Source organism: Kineococcus sp. NBC_00420 (genome assembly GCF_036021035.1).
Classification (GTDB): domain Bacteria; phylum Actinomycetota; class Actinomycetes; order Actinomycetales; family Kineococcaceae; genus Kineococcus.
Window position 1 is genome coordinate 3,594,085 of the sequence record NZ_CP107930.1, and the last position, 16,803, is coordinate 3,610,887.

Sequence of the window (16,803 nt, forward strand, 5' to 3'; positions counted from 1 at the left end):
GCGTCCCGCCCGCGAGCGGTTCACCTGATCAGGTCTTGCCCCGGACCCGTGCGGGGCCCGAACCTTGGGGTGGGGCCCGGACCGTTCGCCGATCGGTCCGCCCTCGACCTCGAGAGGCAGAAGTTCCCCGAATGCTCCTGGAACCATCCCGGACTCCGGCCCGTCCGTCCGGTTCCGGAGGGTTGCTGCTCGCTTCGCGGGGGGACGCGTTGACGCCCTTCCTCTTCGAGGAACTCCAGCGGCGCTACCCCGTGGCCGGGGTCCTCGACACCGACCTGTCCCGGTGGCAACGGGTGGCCGTCGCGGCGACGACGTTCCGCCCCTCCCGCGTGCGGTGGGCCGAGCACTTCTTCAAGAGCGGCCTCGGCTACGCGCTGCGCTCGCGCAACGCGGAACTCCTGCGCCGGCGCTCGCCGGATCCGCAGGCCCCCGTCTTCCAGGTGCACGCCCTCTTCGACGTCACCGGGGGTGGCGGCAGCCTGCTCTACGTCGACTGCACGCACCGGCAGTCGGCGGCCTCGTGGCCGGCGTGGAACCCCCTGCGGGGGAGGGCGCTGGAACGCTGGTACGCCCAGGAGACCGCCGCCTACCGCGCCGCCCGGCACGTCTTCTCGTTCAGCACCGCGACGAGGGACTCGCTGGTCGACGAGTACGGCGTGGACCCCGCCCGGGTCAGCGTCGTGGGGGCCGGGGCGAACGGGGGTCTGCCCGAGCACGTCGCCCACCGCGGAACCTCGCCGGGCCACGCCCCGAACCTGCTGTTCATCGGCAACGACTTCGCCCGCAAGGGGGGTCACGACCTGCTGACCGCCTTCGCGCAGGTCCGCGCACGTTTCCCCGGCGCGACGCTGCGCCTGGTCGGGACGCGCCCGGAGGTTCCCGCCCAGCCGGGTGTGGAGGTCCTGGGGAGGGTTCACGACCGGGAGCACATCGCCCGCCTCTACGCCCAGGCCGACGTGTTCGTGCTGCCCTCCGTCTTCGACCCGTTCCCGTTGGTGCTGCTGGAGGCGATGGCCCGCGGGGTTCCGCTGGTCACCACCGCGTCGTGCGGGATCCCCGACGTCGTGCGGGACCAGGTGGAGGGACACGTCGTCGCCGCGAACGACCCGGCGGGTCTGGCGGCCGCACTCGTGCGATCCTTGGCCGATCCCGCGCACAGCTCGTCGATGGCTGCCACGGCGCGTCTGCGGGTTCGGGAGGAGTTCACGTGGCAACGCGTCGTCGACCGCATGGCCCCCGTTCTCGACGAGCTGGTCCGCACCGGAACCGGTCGTGGACCGGACCGCTCGCCGCGCTGACCCTGCTGACGCTGGTCGGGGCGGGGCTGACGTCCTGTTCCGGTGCGGCCGACGACTTCGTGGAACGCGACGGGCGGCAGTTCACCGTCGACGGGAAACCCTTCCGGTTCGTGGGTTTCAACCTCTACGACGCGGCCGCCAGCGACCGGTACTCCTGCCGCCCGGCGTCGCGCATCCCCCCCGAGGACCTCGAGGACCACTTCCGCTGGCTGCACGACCACGCGGGGGTCACCGTCGTCCGGTTCTGGGCGTACCAGACCTACACCGACGGTGGTCGTGACTTCAGCGCCGTCGACCGCGTCGTGGACGCCGCGCGGGCGACCGGGATCCGGTTGATCCCGGTCCTCGAGGACGGGCCGGGGGACTGCAGCACAGGCGAACCGGGTGTCTCCCTCGCGGAGGCCGACGGCGGGACCTGGTTCAGCCAGGGGTACCGGAAACCGTACGGCAGCGCGCGGATCTCCTACCGGGACTACGTCAGAGCCATCACGGAGCACTACCGCGACGAACCCGTGGTGATGGCCTGGATGCTGGTCAACGAGGCCGAGACCCCGGCCCGCGACGACCAGGGACGGTCGGTCCTCGTGAGTTTCGCCGGTGACGTCGCGGGCCTGGTCCACTCCGTCGACCCGAACCACCTCGTCACCCTGGGAACCCAGGGCAACGGTGCCCCGGGGGGCAGCGGTGCGGACTTCCTCGCGGTCTACAACCAGACCGACCTGGACTTCGTGGAGGTGCACGACTGGGCCCGCTACGGGTCCGACACCGAGGCCATGCCGGGGGCCGAGGCCGACGGCAGCCTGCCGGCGGTCGGTTCGCAGACCTGCCGTTCCACGACCGCGCCGATCGCGTGCTCGTTCGCCATCGCCGCCCAGATCCAGAAACCCCTCGTCGTCGGCGAGGTAGGGATCTCCGCCTCGGACGCGGCCGGGCGGGGTCGACGGGCGGAACTGGTCCGGGCGAAGGCGCAGGCCGCGTTCGACGCCGGTGCGTCCGGGTACCTGGTGTGGCACTACGGCACCGGTCAGACCGACGGTTACGACGTCGTGCGTTCCGACGACGACCTGTTGTTCGACGTCACCCGGCGACTGGGTTCGCAGGTGTCGGAGACGTCCTGAGGGTTTCTCCCCGGGAACGCGGAAGAACCCGTCGGCCCCGAGTTCTCGGGGGCGACGGGTCGTCGGCGGTTCCGGTGGGTCCTGGGCGGGAGGATCGCTCAGGCCACGACATCGCGGCGGGCGTCGTCGTGCCGCGGTGCCCGGGTTTCGGTCGACGCGGCGCGGGGGCCCGCGACGGAGCCGGGAACCCCGAGGCTCGCGAAGACCCGGGCGAAGCGGGTGACCGAGGTGTCCCAGGAGTGCGGGTCGGCGTAGCGCTCGCCCCGGCGTTCCAGGAGTCCCCGCAGCGCGGCGGCGAGTTCCGCGGGCGCGGCCGGGGGCACGAACACGGCACCCTCGTAGTCGCGGGCGGCCTCGACGAGACCGCCGACGGAGGTCACCACGGTCGGCAGTCCGGCGCTCATCGCCATCTGCAGCGGCCCGGAGGACGACGAACGGCGGTAGGGGAGCACCACGGCGTCGGCCGCGGCGAAGTGGGTGCGGACCTCGGCGTCGGTGACGTAGCGGTTGACGAGGTCGATGCGGTCGCCGTTCGGGCTGTCCCGCACGGCGTCCAGCGGTGCCGTCCACCCTTCCCACGTCTCCCCGACGATGGTCAGCCGGAACTTCTCCGCCAGTTCCCGGGGCAGCGAGGAGAACGCCTCGACGAGGTCTTCGAGCCCCTTGTACGGACGGATCGTCCCGAAGAACAACAGGCGGAGCGGGGCGTCGCCGGTGGCGTTCTCGCTGCGCACCGCGGTGGCGTCGAGGACGTGGTCGTACGGCCCGTGCGGGATGACCGTGATCTGACGCGGGTCGAGGCCGTAGGCCCCCTGCAGGAGTTCGGAGTCGTACTCGGAGTGGACGACGTGCGCGTCGACCCGGCGCAGCAGCGCCTTCATCGCCGACCGCACGTAGCGGACCACACCGGGGACCCGGGCTTCCCCGGTGTCCTGGACCTCGTGCCACTCGATGACGACCTTGGCCCCGCGGCGGTGCAACGCCCGCGCGAGGAGCAGGTAGGAGTGCAGCACCGCGCCGGTCCACCACTGCAGGACGACGACGTCGGGGCGGGTGCGGTCGAGGAAACCCGACACCCCCCGGGCGCTGCGTCCCCAGTACCAGTCGACGCCGTCGTAGACGTCGATGTCGGGGGAGTAGTCGACGTCGTTCACGACGGAACCCACCCGCGAGCGTCCGGGGTAGAGGAACCGCGGCACCAGGCGACGCATCAGGACGACGCTCGTCGTGGTGCGTTCGGCGAAGGCGTTCGCGAGGCGGCAGGTGTAGTAGCTGATCCCGGAGGTGAACCGCCAGCCCGAACCGACGACCAGGACGCGGGTGGGACGGGACGTCCCGGAGGTGCGCGCCTCGGGGACGGACCTCATGCGTTCTCCCGCGCGTCCTGCTCGGTCGGGTGGAGTTCGCGACGACCCGGCTCGGTCCCCTGCTGGGGGACCGACGGCTGGCGGTCGGTCGGGCGCAGGTCGATGACCCGGGCCAGGGGGGAGTCCAGCAGCGCCGCGTCCTGGGCCTGCTCGTTCGCGAGGGTGTGCTCCGCGTCGGCGTGGGCGTGGGTGAGGAGTTCCGCGCTGGGGGTGGGGGTGGTGGAGCGCCCGCGCTGGAAGCGTTCGGTGAGGATCGTGCGCAGCACCCGCAGGCCGTCGCGCACGGCGTGCAGGTTGCTCTCGCCGTGGATGCGGCGCAGTTCCACGCTGGGCACCTCGTGGATCTGCAGGTCGGCGGCGGCGACCCGGCAGTTGATGAGGGTCTCGATCTCGAAGCCGTCACCCCACTGCGCGGTGTCGTAGCGCGAGGACGGGATGGCGAGGTGCTGGAGGACGTCGCGCCAGAAGGCGTTGTAGCCGTAGCAGAGGTCCGTGTACTTGGTGCGGAACAGCACGTTGGTGAACAGCGTCAGCATCCGGTTGCCGGTGTCGCGCACGAGGGTGATGTCGTCGCTGCCGCCGGCGGCGAGGACGCGGCTGCCCTTGGCGAAGTCGGCACCGGCGACGAGCGCGGCCACGAAGTCGGAGATCTCGGCGGCGTCGGCGGAGCCGTCGGCGTCGAACATGACGATGACGTCACCGGTGGCCGCCTCGAAACCCACGGCCAGGGCGTTGCCCTTGCCCCGTCGGGTCTGCTGCAGGAACTTCGCCTCGGGCAGCACCCGGGCCACGACCTCGGCCGTCCCGTCGGTGGAGTGACCGTCGACGACGATCACCTCGTGCACCTTCGGCAGGCCGGGCAGGACGATCTCGAGGTTGCGCGCTTCGTTCCACGCGGGCACCACGATCGTGACCTTCGGGTGCGCCGGACGTTCTACGGGCGTGCCAACCATCGGTGAGACCTTTCTCGTGCAGTTGAGTGGACCCGCGTCGTCGAGGTTCCCGGGCCGAGGTCGGCCTTTCGACGAAACCTAGGTCCTGCGGCTGAGAGGTGTTCGGGCCCGTCACCCGAACAGATGGGTGTGCTCCGAAAGAACTTCTCTACGTCATGTCTGATTGACAGGGAGTGAGATTCGAGGCGTTTGCACACCGCTCGGTCCATCACGTAGTCACTAGTGCTGTACTTACCGTGACATCGACGGCGGAAGGCGCCCGGTGCGTGCGCGAGGTCCGTCCCTGCCGCAGACTGAGGGCCCGGCGTGGTCCTCTGATCGCGTCTGCGGTGCGGGGTCAGGTGCAGTCGGCCTCTGCGACCGCCCCCGTCCACGTCCCGAGGAGTCCCCCGTGCTGGTCCGTTCCCGCCGTGTCCACCCGCAAGGCCGCGTGTCGACGGTGATCGGCGTGGTGCTGGCCGTCCTCCTGGTGGTCCTGCTGTCCGCGCGGGGAGCCGCCGCGGCCGTCGTCCCCGGTGACGCCTGGGTGCGCGCCGCCCACCTGGTCCCGGGTCTCGAGGCGATGCAGGTCAGCGCCCGGCCCACCGCCGGGGGCGACACCGTGGTCCTGGCCGCCGACGCCGGCTACGGCGACGTCGCGCCCTACCAGCGGCTCGCACCCGGCGACTACACCGTGGAGCTGCGCCCGGCCGGCGCCGCGCCGACCTCGTCCCCGGTCCTCTCCAGCACCCTCACCGCCAAGGCCGGCGCCGCCTACACCCTCGCGGGCCTGGGCTCCCTCGCCTCGCCCCGGCTGGCGACCCTGCAGGACGACCTGACCCCGCCCGCGCCCGGGACGGTCAACGTCCGGTTGCTGCCGGCGGCCTCGACCGCGGCCCAGGTGACGGTGAGTGCCGTCGACGGGCCGGTCATCGCCCAGGACGCCGTGTTCGGTCAGCCGACCAGCTACACCAGCGTCCCCGCCGGGACCTGGACCCTGCAGGCGGTCGCGAACGGTGTCGCGCCGGCCACCACGAAGGTCGACCTGACCGCGGGCGGCGTCTACACCCTCGCGGTCGTCGACGGGACCGGCGGCCTCGGCGTGCAGGTCGTGACCGACGCCGCGGGCGCGGCGACGATGCCCGTGGGTGGCGCGCAGACCGGCGGCGGTGGCACGGCCGGTGGCCTCGACACCGAGTCCTCGCCCGGCCCGTGGATCCTCGCGATGACCGTGCTCGGGGGGCTCGGCGTGCTCGCCGTGCGTCGCGCGAGGACCACGCGCTCGTCGTGACCGGCCGCGTCCTGCGTCGACGGTCCCTCCTGCTGCTGCCCGTGACCCTCTGGGCTGCAGGCTGTTCCGGGGGGTCGGCTGCTCCCGTCCCGACGAGTCCCACGCGTCCGGCGGAGCCGTCCACGGAGCCGGCCTCGCCGACCCCTTCGACCGCCCCGTCCGCGGCCGCCGGGGGTCCCCTGCCCGCGGTCGGTGACCCCGGGCGCGCCGTCGTGGCCGGTGAGGTCCCGGTGCACCTCGAGGTCCCCGCCGTGGGGGTGGACGTCCCGCTGATCCGGCTGGGCGTGAACCCGGACGGTTCGCTGGAGGTCCCGGCCGACTACCAGCAGGTCGGGTGGTTCACGGGGAGCGCCGCCCCCGGGGCCACGGGCCCGGCGATCATCGCGGGGCACGTGGACAGCACCAGCGGTCCGGCGCCCTTCTTCCGGCTGCGTGACCTCGGTCCCGGCGACGAGGTCGTCGTCACCGGGACCGACGGGCAGCGGCGGTCGTTCTCCGTCGACGGGGTCGAGCAGTACCCGAAGGACCAGTTCCCCACGGCGGCCGTCTACGGCCCCGCCCCGGGCCCGGTCCTGCGGCTCATCACCTGCGGCGGGTCCTTCGACCGCAGCGTCGGTCACTACCGGGACAACGTGGTCGTCTTCGCCTCGTGAGCGCCTGGTCCGGACCGGTCAGCTGCAGCTGAGCGCGGTCGGCGTCGCGGGGCTGGTGGAGCTCGCCAGCTGGTAGCCGTAGCTCGTCGTGGCGCCCGCGGCGAGCGTCCCGTTCCAGCTCGCGTTGTGGACGCTCAGCGTGCGCCCGGACTGGGTCCAGGTGCCGTTCCAGAGGTTCGTGACGGTGGCGCCGGCGGGCAGCGTGACGGCCGTCGACCAGTCGGTGCGCCCGGTCGGGCCGTTGGCGACGGTGACCGTCTGCACGGCGCCGGAGTTCCAGGCGTTCTCGGTGCGCGCCGTGGCGCTGCAGACCGGGCGCCCGGAGACCGGACGGGTGGAGCGGGTCACCGCGGGCGTCGGGGTGGCGGAGGGCTTCGGCGTCACCGGGGTCGAGGCGGTGGACGCGGGGGCGCCGCCCGCGGGTCCGGCGGAGAAGTCCGTGACGGCGAGCCCGGCGCCGCCGACCCACGGCTCGAAGCCGGCCTGGACGCTCGTGAGGTACCAGGAGCGCTGCGCGTAGCCGCGCTGCACGGCGTCGTCGTAGAAGGTGCTCAGCGCGAAGTCGAGGGAGGCCGTACCGGTCGTGCGGACGTAGGAGACGACGTTCCAGCCGGTGTTGCCGAACCAGACGTCCCAGGTGGTGCCGGCGAGCGCCACGGTGCCCACCTTGGCGCCGATGGGTTGCGGGCGACCGGCGTGGTTCGCCCAGACCATGACCTCGGCGCCGGTGTTCTGCCCGTCGCGGCGGGCGGTCGGGTCGAACCACAGGTCGTAGCCCGCGTCCCACTCGCCCGTCGTGGGGTAGGTCATCGAGACGTTCGTGCGCAGGGTCGGGAACGCCGGGCTGGAGGCCAGGACGGGGTCGAAACCGGGCGTGCAGACCGCGTAGTGGCATCCCCAGTAGATCGACGGGTAGCTCTTGGGGGCGCCCGAGGTCGAGGTGGAGCCGTCGGCGGTGGTGACCGCGAAGCCGGTGGCGCTGGGTTCGATGCACTGCTGGGCCGAGGTGCCCCAGCGGTTGTTCTGGATCGTGTAGCGCCCGTCGGCCGTCGTGGTCTTGGCGTAGGTGTCGCACAGGACGGTCGCGGCGGAGGCCGACGGGGTGTCGAGGGTGGCGACCAGGGCGGCGGAACCGGCGGCGAGGGCGGTCACGGCGGTCGCGACGGCGACCTTCACGGCGCGTGCGCGGAGTGGGGTCACGCGGACTCCTCGGTCCCCGACCGGGGGACCTTGAGCCCACCACGGCGTGACCTGCGTCACACTCCGAACCTCGGGTCAGCGGCGGCGGAGCAGGGAGACGACGGCGAGCGTGCCGACCCCGACGGCACCGACGCGGGCGCTCCAGCGCACGGCGTGGCGCCACTGGCGGAACTCGTGCACGGGCCACCCGTGCGTGGCGGCGTGCCGGCGCAGCGTCCGGTCCGGGTTGACGACGACGGGGGAGCCGACCAGGGAGAGCAGCGGCAGGTCGTTGGCGGAGTCGGAGTAGGCCGCGCAGCGGGCCAGGTCGAACCCGGCGGAGGCGGCCAGGGCGCGCACGGCGTCGGCCTTGGCCTGACCGTGCAGCGGTTCGCCGACGAGCCTGCCGGTGTAGACGCCCGCCACGGACTCGGCGACGGTACCGAGCGCACCGGTCAGCCCCAGGCGGCGGGCGATCACCTCGGCCATCTCGACGGGGGCGGCCGTGACCAGCCACACCGGTGCTCCCGCGGCGAGGTGGCGGCGGGCGAGTTCCTGGGTACCCAGGCGGACCTTGGACTCGACGTGCTCCTCGTAGACGTCCTCGCCGATCCGGCGGATGGTCGCGGTCTCGTGACCGGCGACGAAGGCCAGGGCGAGGTCGCGGATCTCGACGAGGTGGCCGAGGTTCTCGCCGCGCACCGCGTAGTGCAGCGCGCGGCGGGCGAAGCGCTGCACCTCGCGGCGGGAGAAGAACCCCCGCGCGGCCAGGCCGCGGGCGAAGTAGAACAGCGACGCGCCCCGCACCATGGTGTTGTCGAGGTCGAAGAAGGCCGCCTGCACCACGCGTGCGTCGACCAGCGGGGTGGACGCGTCGGCGGCAGGCACGTTCGGCATCGTAGGCCCGTCGTCGGCGCAGGAGCGGTCAGGAGTGAGTGGTGGGCAACCCGGAGTCACAGCAGCGGTCACAGCAGGAGTCGCAGCAGGGGGCACGGCAGGAGGCGCGACTGGTGCTCGTCTCGCGGGTGGGCTGCCACCTGTGCGACGAGGGTCGCGGGGTCGTCGCGGCGGTGGCGGCGGCGACGGGGACGACCTGGACCGAGGTCGACGTCGACGCCGACGCGGAGCTGCTGCGGCGCTACTCGGACAAGGTGCCCGTCGTGCTGCTGGACGGGGTCGAACGCGACTTCGGCCGCCTCGACGAGCACCGTCTGCGCGAGGCGCTGGCGGGACGGCGGTGGTGGCGTCGCGGCCGCTGAGCGGCGACTGAGCGGCTCCCGAAGGAAGGCAACCCTTCCTGCGTCGTCCCAGCTCAAGAGCGACGTGGCGCTCGTCACGCCGGGCGGTTACGACTTTGTGCAAGGCTTCACAAGAGCCTAGTCTTCTGGCGCACGACCAGCGGTTCCGGGGTTCCTCCCGGGGCCGGGAGCTTCGCGTACGAGGGTGCGGGTCTGACCGCTGTGGACGAGGACGAGGTGGGGACGGTCGACGTTCCCGAAGCGACCGTGGCGCGCCTGCCGCAGTACCTGCGGGCGCTGTCGACGCTCGCCGAGGCCGGTCTGCGGACGGTGTCCTCGGAGGCGCTGGCCGAGGCCGTCGGCGTCGGTTCGGCCAAGCTGCGCAAGGACCTCTCCCACCTCGGCAGCTACGGCACCCGCGGCGTCGGCTACGACGTCGAGCAGCTCCACGCCCAGATCGCCGACCACCTCGGGCAGACGACCAGCTGGAACGTCGTCATCGTCGGGATCGGCAACCTGGGCCACGCCCTCGCCGGTTACGGCGGTTTCGCCTCCCGCGGGTTCCGCGTCGTCGGACTCTTCGACGACGGGCCCCACGTCGTGGGCGAGGTCGTCAGCGGCCTCGCGGTCCGTCCGCTGGACGAGCTGCCCTCGGTGCTGCGCGCCGGGGAACCCACCATCGGAGTCCTCGCCGTCCCCGTCGAGCACGCGCAGGTCGTCTGCGACCGGCTCGTCGCCGCGGGTGTCACGAGCGTGCTGAACTTCGCCCCCACCGTGCTGCGCGTCCCCGCCGACGTCGACGTGCGCAAGGTCGACCTCGCCTCGGAGCTCCAGATCCTCGCCTTCCACGCCCAGCGGCGGGCCGCGCGCTTCGCCACCCCCGCTCCCAGTCCCGTCCCCACCCTCGAGATGACGCTCGCGGGCGAACGCGTCGGGGAGGTGGTCTGAGTGGCGCTGATGGTCGTGGGCCTCTCCCACCGCACCGCCTCGCTGGAAGTCCTCGAGCGCGCCGCCGCCGGGGCCGGCTCCGCCGAGCAGATCGTCGAGTCGCTGCTGGCGTCCCCGCACGTGGAGGAGGCCTTCGTCCTCTCCACCTGCAACCGCGTCGAGCTGTACTGCGACGTGACGCGCTTCCACGGCGGGGTCGCCGACGTCGGTGACGCCCTGTGCCGCCGCATCGGCCTCGGGTTCGAGGAGCTCGGCGAACAGCTCTACGTCCACTACGAGGACGCCGGCGTCGAACACCTCTTCCGCGTCGCCTGCGGTCTGGACTCGATGGCCGTCGGCGAGAGCCAGATCCTCGGTCAGCTGCGTCTGGCCCTGCGCGACCTGCACCAGCGCGGACTGGCCGGCGGGACGCTGGACCGGCTGCTGCAGAACGCGTTGCGGGTCGGCAAGCGGGCCCACTCCGAGACCGGGCTGGACGCCGCGGGCGCCTCGCTCGTCGACGCCACGACGACCCGCGCCGCCGGTGTCCTCGGGGACCTCCCCGGCAAGCGCGCCCTCGTCGTCGGCGCCGGCGCGATGAGCGCCCTCGTCGCGACGACGCTGGCCCGGGCCGGCCTCGACGTCGTCGTCGCCAACCGCACCCCGGACCGCGCCCAGCGCCTCGCCGCCGCGATCGGCGGGGTCGCCGTCGGGCTCGACGACCTGCGCGCGCAGGTGGCCGCGGCCGACCTCGTCGTCAGCTGCACGGGGGCCGTCGGGCACGTCCTGGACGTCGCGACCGTGGCCAGCGCCCTGCTCGACCGCCCGGAACGCCCGATCTTCCTGGCCGACCTCGCCCTGCCCCGCGACGTCGACCCGGAGGTCGCGACCCTGCGCGGGGCGCACCTCGTCGACCTCGAGGGCCTCGGCGCCGACCTCGCCAGCTCGGCCGTCGCCGAGGACCTGCGCTCGGTGCGGGCCATCGTCGCCGAGGAGGTCGCCGCCCACGCGGCCCACCTGCGGGCCGCCGACGTCGCCCCGACCGTCGTCGCGCTGCGGGCCCAGGCCCGCCACGTCGTCGAGGTCGAGATGCGCCGGCTCGGCAGCCGCGTCGAGCTCGACGCCACGACCCGCGCCGAGGTCGACCGCGCGGTGCACCGCATCGTGGAGAAGCTGCTGCACACCCCCACGGTGCGGGTGAAGGAGCTCGCCGAGGCCCCCGGCGGGGTCGGCTACGCCGCCGCGCTGCGGACGCTCTTCGACCTCGAGGTCGCCCAGGACCCGAGCGCCCTGCCCGGTGACGCGCCGCTGTCCGGAACGGTCGCCGACGCCGTGAGCCACGTCTCGTGACCCGCCGACTGCGCCTGGGCACCCGCCGCAGCGCCCTCGCCCGGACCCAGAGCACATGGGTCGCCGACGCGCTGCGCCGCAACGGGTTCGAGGTCGAGCTGGTGGAGATCACCACCCACGGCGACGTCAACCGAGCCCCGCTGGCCCAGATCGGCGGCACCGGTGTCTTCGTCTCGGCGCTGCGCGACGCGCTCCTCGCGGACGAGGTCGACCTGGCCGTGCACTCCCTCAAGGACCTGCCCACGGCCGACGCCGCCGGGCTCGCGCTGGGGGCCGTCCCCGAGCGCGAGGACCCCCGCGACGTCCTCGTCGCCGCCGGACGCACCCTCGCCGACCTCCCCGCCGGGGCCCGCGTCGGCACCGGCTCGCCGCGCCGGCGGGCCCTGCTGCTGGCGCTGCGCCCCGACCTCGACGTCGTCGCCGTGCGCGGCAACATCGACACCCGCATCGGCTACGCCACCAGCGGCGAGCTCGACGCCGTCGTGCTCGCCGCCGCGGGTCTGGCCCGCATCGGCCGCCTCGACGAGGCGAGCGAACTCTTCGCGCCCGACACCTTCGTCCCCGCGCCCGGGCAGGGCGCGCTGGCCGTGGAGTGCCGCGACGGGGACACCGAGGTGCTCGAGGCGCTCGCCGCCCTCGACGTGCCCGCGGTCCGCTTCGCCGTGGCCGCCGAGCGTCAGGTGCTCGCCACGCTGGAGGCCGGGTGCTCGGCCCCGGTCGGCGCCCACGCCGTCGCCGTCGGCGACGACCTCGTCCTGCAGGTGGCGGCGGAGGACCCTTCCGGGGTCCTCGTCCGCCGTCGCCGGGCGGTCCCCCTCTCGTCGGTGACCGATCTCCGGGCGGCTCGCCGCCTCGGGGCCGAGGTCGCCGCGGACCTGCTCGAGCGTGAGCTCGCACAGACCCCCGTCGCCGTGGGCGGCGGAGCCCAGGAGAACCACCCCCTGGACCGTCCGGTCGACGGTCCACGTCCCGATCCGGAGAGTGGCTCGTGAGCACGATGACGAACAGCCCCCTGGTCGCCGAGCCGGCGCAGGCACCGGAGGCGGCCCTCGAGGTCACCTCCGACGCGCCCGAGGTGAGCCTGCTCACCGAGGTGACCGTGGCCAAGAAGGGGCACGACGCCCCCGAGTCGACCAGCACCAGGAAGTCGGGCAGGTCGGGCCGGACCGGCCGGAGTGCGAGCTCCGACAAGGCCAGCAAGGCCGAGAGGGCGCTCGGGCACGTCTCCTTCGTGGGCGCGGGTCCCGGCGACCCGGGTCTGCTCACCGTGCGGGCCGTCGACCTGCTCGCCGCGGCCGACGTGGTCGTGCTCGACCAGGCCAGCCGCGAGGACCTCGCGGCCCGCTACTGCCGCGACGGGGTCGAGGTGCTGGACGCCGGCTTCGGTGACGACGGTCAGCCGCTGACCCGCGCCGTGCGGGCCAAGCTCGTCGTGAAGGCCGCGAAGGCCGGTGGTCGCGTCGTGCGGCTGATGGACGGGGACCCGTCCACCTTCACGGGGCTGGCCGACGAGATCGTGGCCTGCCGCAAGAACGGGGTCTCCTTCGACGTCGTCCCGGGCGTCTCCGCCGTCAGCGCCGTCCCGGCCTACGCGGGGATGCCGATGACCACCAGCCACACCTCCAGCGTCAACGTGGTGCACCCGACGGGTCGCTCGCTCGACTGGTCGCGGCACGCCGACAAGGACGCCACGGTCATCGTGCTAGGCACCGGTGACGACATCGCCGCCGCCGCGGTGGGGCTGCTCGGGGCGGGCCGGTCGGCCTCGACGCCGGTCGCCCTGACCTCCCACGGCACGACGACGACCCAGTCGACGACCACGACGACGCTGGGCGACCTCCAGCGGGCCGCCGCGGCCCTCGACGGCTCGCCGACCACGGCCGTCGTCGGTGACGTCGTCGCGCTGCGCGAGCAGGGCAGCTGGTACGAGACGAAGCCGCTCTTCGGCTGGCGGGTCCTGGTGCCGCGCACCAAGGAGCAGGCCGGCGGGGTCACCTCGAAGCTGTCCGAGCACGGCGCCACCGCCGAGGTCGTGCCGACCATCTCCGTCGAGCCGCCGCGCACCCCGCAGCAGATGGAGAAGGCGGTCAAGGGCCTGGTGACCGGCCGCTACGAGTGGATCGGCTTCACGTCCGTCAACGCCGTCAAGGCCGTGCGGGAGAAGTTCACCGAGTACGGCCTCGACGCCCGCGCGTTCTCCGGCCTCAAGGTCGCCGCCGTCGGTGGCGTCACGGCGGACGCGTTGCGCGAGTGGGGGATCGAACCCGACCTCATGCCCGAGAACGAGCAGTCCGCCTCCGGGCTGCTGGAGTCCTGGCCGCCCTACGACGACGTCCTCGACCCGATCAACCGGGTGTTCCTGCCGCGTGCGGACATCGCGACCGACACCCTGGTCGCGGGTCTGGTGGAGAACGGCTGGGAGGTCGACGACGTCACCGCCTACCGGACGGTGCGCGCCGCGCCGCCCGCCGCCCCGGTGCGCGACGCGATCAAGACCGGCGCGTTCGACGCCGTCGTGTTCACGTCGAGCTCGACGGTCCGCAACCTCGTCGGGATCGCCGGGAAGCCGCACCCGTCGACCATCGTCGCCTGCATCGGCCCGGCCACCGCGAAGACCGCCGAGGAGCACGGCCTGCGGGTCGACGTCCTCGCGCCGGAGCCCAGTGCGGAGGCTCTCGTCGAGGCGCTGGCCGGTTTCGGTCAGGGTCTGCGGGCGGCGGCCGCCGAGGCCGGCGAGCCGGTGCTGCGGCCCAGCCAGAAGAAGTCCTCCGCGCGCCGCCGGGCGCGCTGACCAGCTAGGAGTTCCCCCGTGGTGCAGTTGCCGATCAGGCCCCGCCGTCTCCGCTCCACCCCGGCGATGCGCCGGTTGGTGACGGACGTGCACCTGCACCCGGGGGACCTCGTGCTGCCGGTGTTCGTCCGCGAGGGCATCACCGAGGAGCAGTCGATCCGCACCCTGCCCGGGGTCGTGCAGCACACCCGTGAGTCCCTGGTGGCGGTGGCGAAGGAGGCCGTCGCGGCCGGTCTCGGCGGGATCATGCTGTTCGGGGTCCCGGAGGAGCTCGACGCGGTGGGGTCCGGGGCCGACGACCCCGACGGCATCCTCAACGTCGCCCTGCGCGACGTCCGCGACGCCGTCGGCGACGACCTCGTGGTCATGGCCGACCTCTGCCTCGACGAGTTCACCGACCACGGCCACTGCGGGGTCCTGGACGCCCGGGGGCGGGTGGACAACGACGCGACGCTGGAGCGCTACGCGTCGATGGCGCTGGCCCAGTCCACCGCCGGGGCCCACGTGCTGGGGCCCAGCGGGATGATGGACGGCCAGATCGGGTACCTGCGCAACGCCCTGGACGGCAGCGGTTTCGAGGACGTCTCCCTGTTCGCCTACGCCGTGAAGTACGCCAGCGGTTTCTACGGCCCGTTCCGCGAGGCCGTGAACTCCCAGCTGAAGGGCGACCGCCGCACCTACCAGCAGGATCCGGCCGCCAACGTGAGCGAGGCGCTGCGCGAGGTGCGCCTCGACCTCGACGAGGGCGCCGACATGGTCATGGTGAAACCCGGCCTGCCCTACCTCGACGTGCTGCGCGCGGTGGCCGACGTCTCCGACGTCCCCGTCGCCAGCTACCAGGTGTCGGGGGAGTACGCGATGGTCGAGTTCGCCGCGCGGGCCGGTGCCCTGGACCGCGAGCGGGTGGCGCTGGAGTCGCTGCTGGCGCTGCGGCGGGCCGGGGCGTCGATCGTGCTGAGCTACTGGGCGCTCGAGGCGGCGCGGGAGTGGCTCTGAGTCGTCGGTAACGTCCGATGGGTCCGGTCTTCGTGCGAGTTCGAGGTTCCCACCTTGGACGGTGGACCTGAGCGTGCAAGGTTGTGCCTGTGGCCACCTACCTCGACGCGTCGTGGCCTCCGGGCGCGGAGACGGGCTCACCGACCCGTGACCGTCGCTCCGGCCCGTACCGCACGTACCTGCCGGATGAGCTCGGTCACCGCCCGCTCGTGGTGGGCCCGGTCTCGTCCGAGCGCGCGGCCGACGTCGAGAGGGCGATCCGCGGCGTCGCGGGAGGTCCGTCGCCGAGAAGTACCAGACCGGTTTCGACGAACCCCTGCTGCACACCACGTACGTCGACGAGGAGCGCCCTGAACTTCAAGTTCGGCCCGGACCTCGGAGAGGCGGACACCCTCCTCGTCGAGCAGTACGTGGTGCACAGCACCCAGGACCCGGAGATGCGTGCCGTGGCGCTGGAGAACGCCGAGGAGAACTTCGGGTACCGGTTCGACGAGCGGGTCGACGACTTCGTCATCGATCGGCAGAACGCGAACGAGGCCTCGTTCAGCCGGTACGTCGACGATCCCGACTTCCAGTCGGTGCTCGTCGAGTTCGTGCGCGAGGAGGCCTACCGGCGCATCCGGGGTGGTGAGGCGGCGTGAACGCGCCCCGGGTCCGCTACCAGGACGTCGTGCCCTACGACCTTCCACCGTCGTTGAACCTCCTGACCGGACCCTCCGGGGGCCTCCTCGAGCTGCCTCACTCCATCCACTGGGGGCCGAGCCGATCGGTGAACCTCGACGACCCCGCCGAGCTGGTCTGGGGCTACCAGGCCATCGTGCGCGAGGGGACCGCGCTCCAGCAGCGAGAGCTCCTCGACGCCGCCACCCTGAGCCGGGTGTGGCCTGACCTGATCCTCCCCGTGCGGTGCCGGACGCTCTGGGAGAACGCCTTCCCGGTGCTGGGACAGGACGTCTCGGCGGACGTGGCCGGTTGACGGACCTCCTCGCGCACCAGCGGCACGTCACGCGGTTGTTGCTCGCCACCACCGCCGATCGCGGTTTCGTCCTGGCGGGATCGGGCGCCATCCGCGAGCACAGGATGATCCAGCGGCCGACCGAGGACGTGGACCTCTTCACGGATTCCCTCGACGCCGGCGGGTTCGCCGAAGCCGTGGACGCGGGGACGGCGGCCCTGGGCGCGGTGGGCTACCGCGTCGAGGAGGTGCGCAGAGCGGACCTCTTCGCGCGGCTCCAGGTGTCCGCCGGGGACGGCGCCGTCCTGGAGGTCGACTTCGCCGTCGACTGGCGGGAACACCCCGCCACCACCCTCGAGGTGGGGCCGGTGCTGAGCCGGGACGATGCGGTCGCCAACAAGGTGGGCGCCCTGTTCTCCCGGGCCGAAGCCCGAGACTTCCTCGACGTCGACGCCATCCGCAGGACGGGCACGTACTCCGACGAGGAGCTCCTGGCCTTGGCGCAGAGCCACGACGACGGCTTCGACCGCCGTCTCTTCGCGGAGCAGCTGCGCCTGGTGGTGACCCTCACGCCCCGGCGCGTGCAGCAGTACGGCATCGGTGAGGAGGAGTTGTCCGGGGTTCAGGACAGGCTCGGAGCGTGGGCTCGTCAGCTCCACGGCTGACGATCCTGCCCGGATGCTGCGCTTCGCACCGCTCTGACTGCTG

At 73.1% G+C, this 16,803-nt stretch carries 17 protein-coding genes; 13 read left to right on the top strand and 4 right to left on the bottom strand.

Translation table 11 applies throughout. The annotated features are described in order from the left end of the window. Positions 1–131 precede the first annotated feature (131 nt). Together OG218_RS17685 and OG218_RS17690 are read left to right on the top strand one after the other, a co-directional pair. Positions 132–1,298 (top strand): glycosyltransferase family 4 protein, encoded by a 1,167-nt coding sequence (locus tag OG218_RS17685; protein WP_328294548.1) that lies wholly within the window; start codon positions 132–134, stop codon positions 1,296–1,298. After that, entirely contained in the window at positions 1,208–2,416 is a 1,209-nt protein-coding gene (locus tag OG218_RS17690) for a cellulase family glycosylhydrolase (RefSeq protein ID WP_328294549.1), read from the top strand. The genes OG218_RS17685 and OG218_RS17690 overlap by 91 nt, the downstream gene beginning before the upstream one ends. Before the next feature lie 98 nt (positions 2,417–2,514). Here the strand turns inward: OG218_RS17690 and OG218_RS17695 are convergent, their stop codons facing one another. Continuing rightward, the gene (locus OG218_RS17695; RefSeq protein WP_328294550.1) at positions 2,515–3,783 is read right to left on the bottom strand and encodes a glycosyltransferase; all 1,269 of its coding nucleotides are present in this window, start codon (positions 3,781–3,783) and stop codon (positions 2,515–2,517) included. Continuing rightward, on the bottom strand, positions 3,780–4,685 hold the full coding sequence (locus tag OG218_RS17700) for a glycosyltransferase family 2 protein (protein ID WP_442906400.1): 906 nt from the start codon (positions 4,683–4,685) through the stop codon (positions 3,780–3,782). The genes OG218_RS17695 and OG218_RS17700 overlap by 4 nt, the downstream gene beginning before the upstream one ends. Before the next feature lie 442 nt (positions 4,686–5,127). Here OG218_RS17700 and OG218_RS17705 point away from each other — a divergent pair, with 442 nt between their 5' ends. Both OG218_RS17705 and OG218_RS17710 read left to right on the top strand, forming a co-directional pair. Continuing rightward, on the top strand, positions 5,128–6,006 hold the full coding sequence (locus tag OG218_RS17705; RefSeq protein WP_328294552.1) for a DUF4397 domain-containing protein: 879 nt from the start codon (positions 5,128–5,130) through the stop codon (positions 6,004–6,006). Beyond that, positions 6,003–6,659 (top strand): class F sortase, encoded by a 657-nt coding sequence (locus OG218_RS17710; protein WP_328294553.1) that lies wholly within the window; start codon positions 6,003–6,005, stop codon positions 6,657–6,659. The genes OG218_RS17705 and OG218_RS17710 overlap by 4 nt, the downstream gene beginning before the upstream one ends. Positions 6,660–6,677: 18 nt before the next feature. On the opposite strand, the gene OG218_RS17715 is transcribed toward OG218_RS17710, so the two are convergent. Further along, positions 6,678–7,859, bottom strand: a complete 1,182-nt coding sequence (locus OG218_RS17715) for a GH12 family glycosyl hydrolase domain-containing protein (protein ID WP_328294554.1) — start codon at positions 7,857–7,859, stop codon at positions 6,678–6,680. 75 nt (positions 7,860–7,934) lie between these two features. Continuing rightward, positions 7,935–8,735, bottom strand: coding sequence for an HAD family hydrolase (locus OG218_RS17720; RefSeq protein WP_380158566.1), 801 nt, complete (start codon positions 8,733–8,735; stop codon positions 7,935–7,937). A 41-nt stretch (positions 8,736–8,776) separates the two neighbouring features. On the opposite strand from OG218_RS17720, the gene OG218_RS17725 reads away from it, so the two are divergent. The 9 genes from OG218_RS17725 to OG218_RS17765 all read left to right on the top strand — a co-directional run bounded on the left by OG218_RS17725 (position 8,777) and on the right by OG218_RS17765 (position 16,760). Continuing rightward, a complete protein-coding gene (locus tag OG218_RS17725; RefSeq protein ID WP_328294556.1) occupies positions 8,777–9,097 on the top strand; it encodes a glutaredoxin family protein in 321 nt (106 codons plus the stop codon). Positions 9,098–9,313: 216 nt separating this feature from the next. Then, on the top strand, positions 9,314–10,024 hold the full coding sequence (locus OG218_RS17730) for a redox-sensing transcriptional repressor Rex (protein WP_328294557.1): 711 nt from the start codon (positions 9,314–9,316) through the stop codon (positions 10,022–10,024). Next, positions 10,025–11,353: a glutamyl-tRNA reductase gene (locus tag OG218_RS17735; protein WP_442906401.1), complete on the top strand. Its 1,329-nt coding sequence runs from the start codon at positions 10,025–10,027 to the stop codon at positions 11,351–11,353. Next, positions 11,350–12,345 carry a hydroxymethylbilane synthase gene (gene hemC, locus OG218_RS17740; protein ID WP_328294558.1) on the top strand — a complete coding sequence of 332 codons (996 nt, stop codon included), beginning with the start codon at positions 11,350–11,352 and terminating at the stop codon, positions 12,343–12,345. The genes OG218_RS17735 and hemC overlap by 4 nt, the downstream gene beginning before the upstream one ends. A 5-nt stretch (positions 12,346–12,350) precedes the next feature. After that, positions 12,351–14,144, top strand: coding sequence for a uroporphyrinogen-III synthase (locus tag OG218_RS17745; RefSeq protein ID WP_328296257.1), 1,794 nt, complete (start codon positions 12,351–12,353; stop codon positions 14,142–14,144). Positions 14,145–14,162: 18 nt separating this feature from the next. After that, positions 14,163–15,140, top strand: a complete 978-nt coding sequence (gene hemB, locus OG218_RS17750) for a porphobilinogen synthase (RefSeq protein ID WP_328294559.1) — start codon at positions 14,163–14,165, stop codon at positions 15,138–15,140. A gap of 89 nt (positions 15,141–15,229) precedes the next feature. Beyond that, positions 15,230–15,781: a hypothetical protein gene (locus OG218_RS17755; protein ID WP_328294560.1), complete on the top strand. Its 552-nt coding sequence runs from the start codon at positions 15,230–15,232 to the stop codon at positions 15,779–15,781. Beyond that, positions 15,778–16,116, top strand: coding sequence for a hypothetical protein (locus tag OG218_RS17760; protein ID WP_328294561.1), 339 nt, complete (start codon positions 15,778–15,780; stop codon positions 16,114–16,116). The genes OG218_RS17755 and OG218_RS17760 overlap by 4 nt, the downstream gene beginning before the upstream one ends. Further along, positions 16,113–16,760 carry a nucleotidyl transferase AbiEii/AbiGii toxin family protein gene (locus tag OG218_RS17765; protein ID WP_328294562.1) on the top strand — a complete coding sequence of 216 codons (648 nt, stop codon included), beginning with the start codon at positions 16,113–16,115 and terminating at the stop codon, positions 16,758–16,760. The genes OG218_RS17760 and OG218_RS17765 overlap by 4 nt, the downstream gene beginning before the upstream one ends. The last annotated feature ends 43 nt before the right edge of the window (positions 16,761–16,803 follow it).

Coding starts and splice junctions, on each gene's coding strand:
- OG218_RS17745 (WP_328296257.1), top strand. CDS start 12,351: ATGACGAACAGCCCCCTGGTCGCCGAGCCGGCGCAGGCACCGGAGGCG.
- OG218_RS17685 (WP_328294548.1), top strand. CDS start 132: ATGCTCCTGGAACCATCCCGGACTCCGGCCCGTCCGTCCGGTTCCGGA.
- OG218_RS17695 (WP_328294550.1), bottom strand. CDS start 3,783: ATGAGGTCCGTCCCCGAGGCGCGCACCTCCGGGACGTCCCGTCCCACC.
- OG218_RS17720 (WP_380158566.1), bottom strand. CDS start 8,735: ATGCCGAACGTGCCTGCCGCCGACGCGTCCACCCCGCTGGTCGACGCA.